The sequence below is a fragment of the Rhodopseudomonas faecalis genome (assembly GCF_003217325.1).
In the GTDB taxonomy this organism is placed as follows: Bacteria; Pseudomonadota; Alphaproteobacteria; order Rhizobiales; family Xanthobacteraceae; genus Rhodopseudomonas; species Rhodopseudomonas faecalis.
The window spans coordinates 82984-90199 of sequence record NZ_QJTI01000015.1 but is presented as its reverse complement, the minus strand read 5'-3'; the positions used below and the strand labels follow the sequence as shown (position 1 = coordinate 90199).

7 protein-coding genes are annotated in these 7216 nt (G+C 63.4%); 5 read left to right on the top strand and 2 right to left on the bottom strand.

Annotation, left to right across the window (positions count from 1 at the left end; translation table 11 throughout):
• Positions 1-322 precede the first annotated feature (322 nt).
• The 4 genes from cysT to BJ122_RS12880 all read left to right on the top strand — a co-directional run bounded on the left by cysT (position 323) and on the right by BJ122_RS12880 (position 4595).
• On the top strand, positions 323-1150 hold the full coding sequence (gene cysT, locus BJ122_RS12895) for a sulfate ABC transporter permease subunit CysT (RefSeq protein WP_110781391.1): 828 nt from the start codon (positions 323-325) through the stop codon (positions 1148-1150).
• Positions 1147-2016, top strand: coding sequence for a sulfate ABC transporter permease subunit CysW (gene cysW / locus BJ122_RS12890; RefSeq protein ID WP_110781390.1), 870 nt, complete (start codon positions 1147-1149; stop codon positions 2014-2016). The genes cysT and cysW overlap by 4 nt, the downstream gene beginning before the upstream one ends.
• Before the next feature lie 119 nt (positions 2017-2135).
• On the top strand, positions 2136-4295 hold the full coding sequence (locus tag BJ122_RS12885) for a malate synthase G (protein WP_110781389.1): 2160 nt from the start codon (positions 2136-2138) through the stop codon (positions 4293-4295).
• A 99-nt stretch (positions 4296-4394) separates the two neighbouring features.
• Complete coding sequence (locus BJ122_RS12880; protein ID WP_027276448.1) at positions 4395-4595, top strand: CsbD family protein; 201 nt, start codon at positions 4395-4397, stop codon at positions 4593-4595.
• A gap of 174 nt (positions 4596-4769) precedes the next feature.
• Here the strand turns inward: BJ122_RS12880 and BJ122_RS12875 are convergent, their stop codons facing one another.
• Both BJ122_RS12875 and BJ122_RS12870 read right to left on the bottom strand, forming a co-directional pair.
• A complete protein-coding gene (locus BJ122_RS12875) occupies positions 4770-4931 on the bottom strand; it encodes a Thivi_2564 family membrane protein (RefSeq protein WP_103011156.1) in 162 nt (53 codons plus the stop codon).
• A 117-nt stretch (positions 4932-5048) separates the two neighbouring features.
• Positions 5049-5663 carry a DUF2865 domain-containing protein gene (locus tag BJ122_RS12870; protein WP_245407724.1) on the bottom strand — a complete coding sequence of 205 codons (615 nt, stop codon included), beginning with the start codon at positions 5661-5663 and terminating at the stop codon, positions 5049-5051.
• A 252-nt stretch (positions 5664-5915) separates the two neighbouring features.
• Between BJ122_RS12870 and BJ122_RS12865 the strand changes: the two genes are divergently transcribed.
• Positions 5916-7013 (top strand): AI-2E family transporter, encoded by a 1098-nt coding sequence (locus tag BJ122_RS12865; RefSeq protein ID WP_430694783.1) that lies wholly within the window; start codon positions 5916-5918, stop codon positions 7011-7013.
• Positions 7014-7216: the final 203 nt, after the last annotated feature.

The following is a 7216-nucleotide window of genomic DNA, read 5'->3' as shown; positions in this document are numbered from 1 at the left end:
CCGCACCGGGTTACGGCGAGATGATCGGCCGGGAATCTACCGAGCGGCCTCCGTCGCGCTGACTGTGCACCAGCACTCCGCAGATACAGGAATCTCTCTTCGCCACACCATCGAGATTCCGGGCCTGCGCGCTAATGCGCGCATCCCGGAATGACAACGAAATTGAATCCGTCATTGCGGGCGCAGCGAAGCAATCCAGAACGTCGTACACTGCGCATGAGAACTGCTTCGCCGCAGCGGAGCGGTTTTCGTCATCATCAATGTGCTGACCGCCGTGAGGTTCAAGTCTCGCAGCATCAGGTCTAATAGCATCAGGTTTCCCTTGCCACGCAGCGTTATTCCAGGGTTTGGGCTTAGCTTCGGCATCACCGTGCTGTATCTCGGCGCGATCGTGCTGCTGCCGCTCGGCGCGCTGATCCTAAAAGCTTCGGACATCGGCCCGGCCCAGTTCTGGGCCATCATCAGTTCGCCGCGTACCTTGGCGGCGATCCGGCTGACCGTGACGATGGCGCTGGTCGCCACCCTGTTCAACGCCATTTACGGCACGCTGCTGGCGTGGGTGCTGGCGCGCTACCAGTTTCCCGGCAAAAGGCTGCTGGATGCGCTGGTCGATGTGCCATTCGCGCTGCCGACCGCGGTCGCCGGGCTGGCGCTGACCGCGCTATTTGCCAAAAACGGCTGGTTCGGCGCGCCGCTCGATCAGCTCGGCCTGCAAGTGGCCTATACGCCGCTCGGCGTCGCGATCGCGATGGCGTTCACCAGCATTCCCTTCGTGGTGCGCACCGTGCAGCCGGTGATCGAGGATCTTGGCACCGAGGTCGAGGAAGCCAGCCGCTCGCTCGGCGCCAGCGACTTCCAGATTCTCAGCCGCATCATTCTGCCCTCGATCTTTCCGGCGCTGCTGGCCGGCTGCTCGCTGGCATTCGCGCGCAGCCTCGGCGAATTCGGCGCGGTGATCTTCATCGCCGGCAACCAGCCGATGAAGACCGAGATCGTGGCGCTTTTGACCTTCATCCGCCTGGAGGAATACGACTACCAGGCCGCCGCCGCGATCGCCTGCGTGATGCTGGCGATGGCATTCGTAATGCTGATCATCACCAACACGGTGCAGGCTTGGCAGCTGCGTTATCTCGGACGGGGCGGCCAATGACGCCCAAGCCCGATCGCGCGCTGCCGAAACATCTGATGTCTGCCCCGGTCGGCTCCGGTCCGATCGCCCGCTGCGTGGTGCTGGGCGTGGTCGGGATCGTGACGCTGCTGGTGCTGGTGGCGCCGCTGGCGCTGATCTTTAGCTCGGCGCTGGCGCCGGGCCTCGCCGGCTTGCTGCGCAATCTTGGCGACCCGGGCACGCTGCACGCCATGCTGCTGACCACGATCACGGCGCTGATCGCGGTGCCGGTCAATATCGTGTTCGGCCTCGCCGCGGCCTGGACCGTCACCAAATTTGCATTCCCCGGCCGCACGCTGCTGATCGCGCTGATCGAGCTGCCCTACTCGATCTCGCCGATCGTCGCCGGCGTTGCCTTTCTGTTCGTCTATGGCTCGCAGGGGCTGTTCGGGCCGCTGCTCGAACAGCTCGGCATCAAGGTGATGTTCGCGCTGCCCGGCATCGTGCTGGCCAGCCTGTTCGTCACCGCGCCGTTCGTGGCGCGCGAGGTGATCCCGCTGATGCAGGTACAGGGCACCGATGAGGAAGAAGCCGCGGTGACGCTGGGCGCCTCCGGTTTTGCCACCTTCGTCCGGGTTACCCTTCCCAATATCCGCTGGGCGGTGCTGTATGGCGCGATCCTTTGTAACGCTCGCGTGATGGGCGAATTCGGCGCGGTGTCGGTGGTGTCCGGCAATATCCGCGGCCAGACCACCACGCTGCCGCTGCAGATCGAGCTTTTGTATCAAGACTATAATGTCGCGGGCGCATTTGCCGCGGCGACCACGCTGACCGCGATCGCGCTGCTGACCATTCTGCTCAAAGTGCTGCTGGAACGGCTGAGCGGCGACGAGCGGCGGCTGCCCTGATAGCAGGGGCCTTCCAAAAGTTGCCAGTTTGGCGCAAATAGGCGCTGGGACCGCTCAGGGAGGCGGTCCCTTTGTTCTCATTCAATCGCCGCTTGTGCCATTTCTCGCTGGAAGATCAAATGAATCGCATCGAAGCCCACGGCCTGAAAATTGCGCCCGTTCTGTTCGACTTCATCACCAAGGAAGCCGCTCCCAACACCGGGATCGCACCAGACGCCGTATTTGCCGGGCTGGCCGCCATCGTCAATGATCTGGCGCCGAAGGCCCGTGAGCTGCTCGCGTTCCGTGATGCGCTGCAGGCCAAGATTGATGCGTGGCACCTCGCCAATAAGGGCAAAGCCGTCGATCTTGAGGCTTACACCTCCTTCCTGAAGGAGATCGGCTATCTGCTGCCCGAGCCGGCGACCGTGGAAGTCGAAACCGCCAATGTCGATGAGGAAATCAGCCGGCTATGCGGCCCGCAGCTCGTGGTGCCGCTCAGCAACGCCCGCTATGCGCTGAACGCCGCCAATGCGCGCTGGGGCAGCCTGTATGACGCGTTCTATGGCACCGACGCCATTCCGCACGAGCCGAGCGAAGCCAAGGGCTATGACAAGGCGCGCGGCGACAAGGTGATCGCCAAGGCCAAGGCGTTCCTCGATCAGGCCGTGCCGCTGGCCACTGCCAGCCACACCGACGTCACCAGCTATAGCGTGATCGCCGGCCAGCTCTCGGTGAAGCTCAAGAGCGGCAATGCCACCGGCCTGAAGAATGCCGCTCAGTTCGTCGGCTACCAGGGCGACGCCGCCGCGCCGAGCGCGCTGCTGCTGGTCAATAACGGCCTGCATATCGACATTCAGATCAACCGCAGCCACCCGATCGGCAAGGACGATGCCGCCGGCGTCGCCGACGTGATGCTGGAAGCCGCGGTCTCGACCATCCTCGACATGGAAGACTCGGTCGCCGCGGTCGATGCCGACGACAAGGTGCTGGTCTATCGCAACGCGCTTGGCCTGCTGCAGGGCACGCTGTCGGCCGAGTTCGACAAGGGCGGCAAGACGCTGGTGCGCGCCATGAACGGCGACCGCAGCTATCAGACCGCGGACGGCAAGGGCGTGACGCTGCACGGCCGCAGCCTGCTGCTGATGCGCAATGTCGGCCACCACATGTTCACCGATGCGGTGCTCGATGCCTCCGGCGCCGAGATTCCGGAAGGTTTTTTGGATGCGGTGGTGTCCGGCCTGATCGCGATCCACGATCTCAAGGGCCAAGGCAAGATCCGCAACAGCCGCACCGGCTCGGTCTACATCGTCAAGCCGAAGATGCACGGCCCGGACGAAGTGGCGCTGACCTGCGAATTGTTCGGTCGCGTCGAAGCCATGCTCGGCCTGCCGGCCAACACGCTCAAGGTCGGCATCATGGATGAGGAGCGCCGCACCACGGTCAACCTCAAGGCCTGCATCCAGAACGCCAGCAAGCGCATCGTGTTCATCAACACCGGCTTCCTCGATCGCACCGGCGACGAGATCCACACCTCGATGGAAGCCGGCCCGATGATCCGCAAGAACGAGATGAAGGCACAGCCCTGGATCAAGGCCTATGAAGACTGGAACGTCGATATCGGCCTGACCTGTGGCCTGCCCGGCCATGCCCAGATCGGCAAGGGCATGTGGGCCGCCCCCGACAAGATGGCCGACATGCTGGCGCAGAAGCTCGGCCACCCGCAGGCCGGCGCCACCACCGCTTGGGTGCCCTCGCCGACCGCGGCCACGCTGCACGCCCTGCACTATCATCAGGTCGACGTGATCGCCCGGCAGCAGGAGCTGAAGAAGGGCGGACCGCGCGCAAAACTGTCGGACATCCTGACCATTCCGGTGTCGCAGTCGAACTGGGCGCCGGAGGACGTGCGCCAGGAGATCGACAACAACTGCCAGGGCATTTTGGGCTATGTGGTGCGCTGGATCGACCAGGGCGTCGGCTGCTCCAAGGTGCCGGACATCCATGACGTCGGCCTGATGGAAGACCGCGCGACCTTGCGCATCTCCAGCCAGCACCTCGCCAACTGGCTGCACCACGGCGTGGTCAGCAAGGATCAGGTGATGGAGTCGCTGCAGCGCATGGCCGCGGTGGTCGACAAGCAGAATGCCGGCGATCCGCTGTACAAGCCGATGGCGCCGGGTTTTGACGGCGTCGCCTTCAAGGCGGCCTGCGACCTGATCTTCAAGGGCCGCGAGCAGCCGAATGGCTACACTGAATTCATCCTGCACGCCCGCCGCCGCGAGGCGAAGGCTGCCGCTTGATGAACTGACCATGCGGGCCGCGGTGACCATTGTCGCGGCCCGGAACGTTGTCGCCGCTTCGTCGTTGCCCATCCATCAATGTCACAGGAGTTGACGAAGATGGATTGGAACCGGGTTGAAGGTAACTGGAAGCAGTTCAAAGGCAACGTCAAGGAGAAGTGGGGCAAGCTCACCGACGACGATCTCGACACAATCGAAGGCCGCCGCGATCAACTCGAAGGCAAGCTGCAGGAGCGCTACGGCTACGCCAAGGACCAGGTCCGCAAGGACGTCGACGACTGGTTTTCGACGCTGAAGTAGCTGGCTTCCACCATCGACACAAAAGCCCCGGCGCGATGCCGGGGCTTTTTTTGTTGGACGCAGCGCCTTTGTTCATCGCGTAGCCTTCAAGACGTGGATACCCACGAGAAGCGCGGGCATGACGATTCTAATCAAAAGGCTGTCGCTCCAGACTAGCGCGTTCACGGCCACCGATCAGAACACCGCGAGATATTTCAGCAGCGAGATGATGCCGATGATGATCACGATCACCCGCGCGATCTGTTTGGCGCGGCCATCGAGCGGCAGCAGATTGATCAGATAGAGCACCAGAAAGACGACCAGAAAGGTAATCAGCACACCGATCAGCAGCGACATCGAACCATTTCCTCAAGCGGCGTGAGCTGGACCGCGCGGGTGCCGCGAGGCCACGCGCTCGGCTCAACGGCTGAGGAACTGATCGGTTCCGGACTGGGAACGAGGGCGGGCCAGTGGCTACTCGGCGGCCACCACGCGCGGCGCGGCCGATTGCGTGCGCCCCGAGGACTCAGCGGGCGACAATTCCAGATTGCCGCGGCGGCGGTCGATGCGGCGCGCGACCATCAAGCCATCGGCACCGGCCACGATATCGCCCTTGCGCAGGGTGGGATCATCATCGATCTCGACCTTGGCGAGGCCGAACTGATCCTTGCCGTTGCAGGTGCAGCCCTTGATGATCTCGGTGCGATAGCGAAACGCATTGGGCAGATCGCTGTAAGAGCGACCGCCCGAGGAGGCATGATCGATCGTGCCGCCATAAAACACTTTGGTTTCGGAGGCCGGACACAGGCTGTTGCAGGATTCGACCCGGCTGGCATTGTCGGCGCCCGACACCGGGAAATAACGACCGTCGCAGGTGCGCACACAATAGGCCTGGCCGCCGCCCGAGCTGCGCGCCTGCGGCCGCGGGGCGCGATCGCCCTCAACCGCAAACGGCAGTGATAGCGGCGCGGCCGACGGACGTGGTGGTTGGAAGCCGCCAAACAAGGCGGAGAAGAAGTCCTGGCCATGCGCCACACTCGGCGCCGCTGCCAGCGCCGCCGCGATGACCAGCACGGCGGAGGTCGGCAAAGACGGGCCGGGTCGTGACGCTCTCCCTGGCTGCCCGTTCATCTCACGCCCTCCACCTGTTCTCATCTGTCCCGCGATCGACCGAAAGGTTCATCGCAGCCGCTCAAAACGGCCGGCACAGCACCAATGCCGGGCGCGGGCAGCCGGTTCCGGCGGGTTGTGCCGCTCGCGCGCGCCCTCGGAACTTTGCAGCGGCGATCACGTTGCCGATCACGCGGCGGGGCCGATAATGGGGATCAACGTTTGCGTATCATGCCATCCGATCCGGTCGGCACGCCCGTTCCTGACAGCAATTCAGCTATCCCGCCGCTGATCCGCCGCACCGAAATCGTGCCGGTGGCGCTGGTCGCTCTTGTCATTATTATCGTCATCGGATCGCTCTACATCGCCAAACCGTTCTTCCTGCCGGTGATCACCGCCTTCGTGGTCGGCACCATGCTGGCGCCGGCCGCCGGCCGGCTCGAGCTGCACCGCGTGCCGCGCGCGCTGTCGGCGGTGCTGATCGTGGCGCTGGCCTTTGCGGTGGTGGCGTTCATGGTAACGCTGATCGCAGCCCCAGTGGTCGATTGGAGTGGCCGGTTGCCCGAGCTCGGTGCCAAGCTCAAAGAAAAGCTGCAGATGTTCGACGGCGTGATCGCGATGTGGCGGCAGATGCAGACCGCACTCGGCAGTCCCGACCACATCTCCGCGCCGATCCAGTTTCCGACCATCGAATGGATGCAGCCGACCTATGAATTCCTGTCGCCGACGCTGACCGAAACGCTGCTGTTTCTGGTGACGCTGGTGCTGTTCATCGCCAGCTGGAAGGATCTGCGCCGCGCTATGGTGATGACCTTTGCGGAGCGCGACACCAGGCTGCGAGTGCTGCGTATCCTCAATGAGATCGAGGGCAGCCTCGGCAGCTATCTGCTGACCGTGACGGTCATCAATTTCTGCTATGGCATCGCTACCGGAGTGATCTGCTGGCTGAGCGGGATGCCCAATCCCGCGGCGCTCGGCGCGCTGGCGGCAATGCTGAATTTTCTGCCGATCATCGGGCCGTTCGTGATGTTCGTGATCCTGACCTTGGTCGGGATCGTCAGCTTTCCAACGCTCGGCTCCGGTTTGATGGCTCCCTTCGGCTTTGCGCTGCTGACCTTCGTCGAAGGCCATTTCATCACGCCGGCGATCATTGGCCGGCGGCTGTCCTTGAACGTGCTGGCGGTATTCATCACGCTGGCGTTCTGGACCTGGCTGTGGGGGCCGATGGGCGGTTTCCTCGCGGTACCGCTGCTGATCGTGGCGTTGGTGCTGAAAGAGCACCTTGTCCCCGAAGACGCACCCAACCTGCCCGGCAGCGACGACAAATGATCCGAACGCGGGCAAAGACGTGCCGAAACGGCCGTGGAATAGATCATATGGATTAGATCATATGGACTCGATCATCCGGTCGCGGCCAGTCGGATTAGGCTAAGCAGCCTCGGCTGCTCAGCCTAAACTGTCCGAAATCGAGCGATTGGAATGCCGGTTGGCATGAGGATGATCAGCCTAAGCCGATAGGCCGAGAGCTTTCG

Coding starts and splice junctions, on each gene's coding strand:
- cysW (WP_110781390.1), top strand. CDS start 1,147: ATGACGCCCAAGCCCGATCGCGCGCTGCCGAAACATCTGATGTCTGCC.
- BJ122_RS12885 (WP_110781389.1), top strand. CDS start 2,136: ATGAATCGCATCGAAGCCCACGGCCTGAAAATTGCGCCCGTTCTGTTC.
- BJ122_RS12880 (WP_027276448.1), top strand. CDS start 4,395: ATGGATTGGAACCGGGTTGAAGGTAACTGGAAGCAGTTCAAAGGCAAC.
- BJ122_RS12875 (WP_103011156.1), bottom strand. CDS start 4,931: ATGTCGCTGCTGATCGGTGTGCTGATTACCTTTCTGGTCGTCTTTCTG.
- BJ122_RS12865 (WP_430694783.1), top strand. CDS start 5,916: ATGCCATCCGATCCGGTCGGCACGCCCGTTCCTGACAGCAATTCAGCT.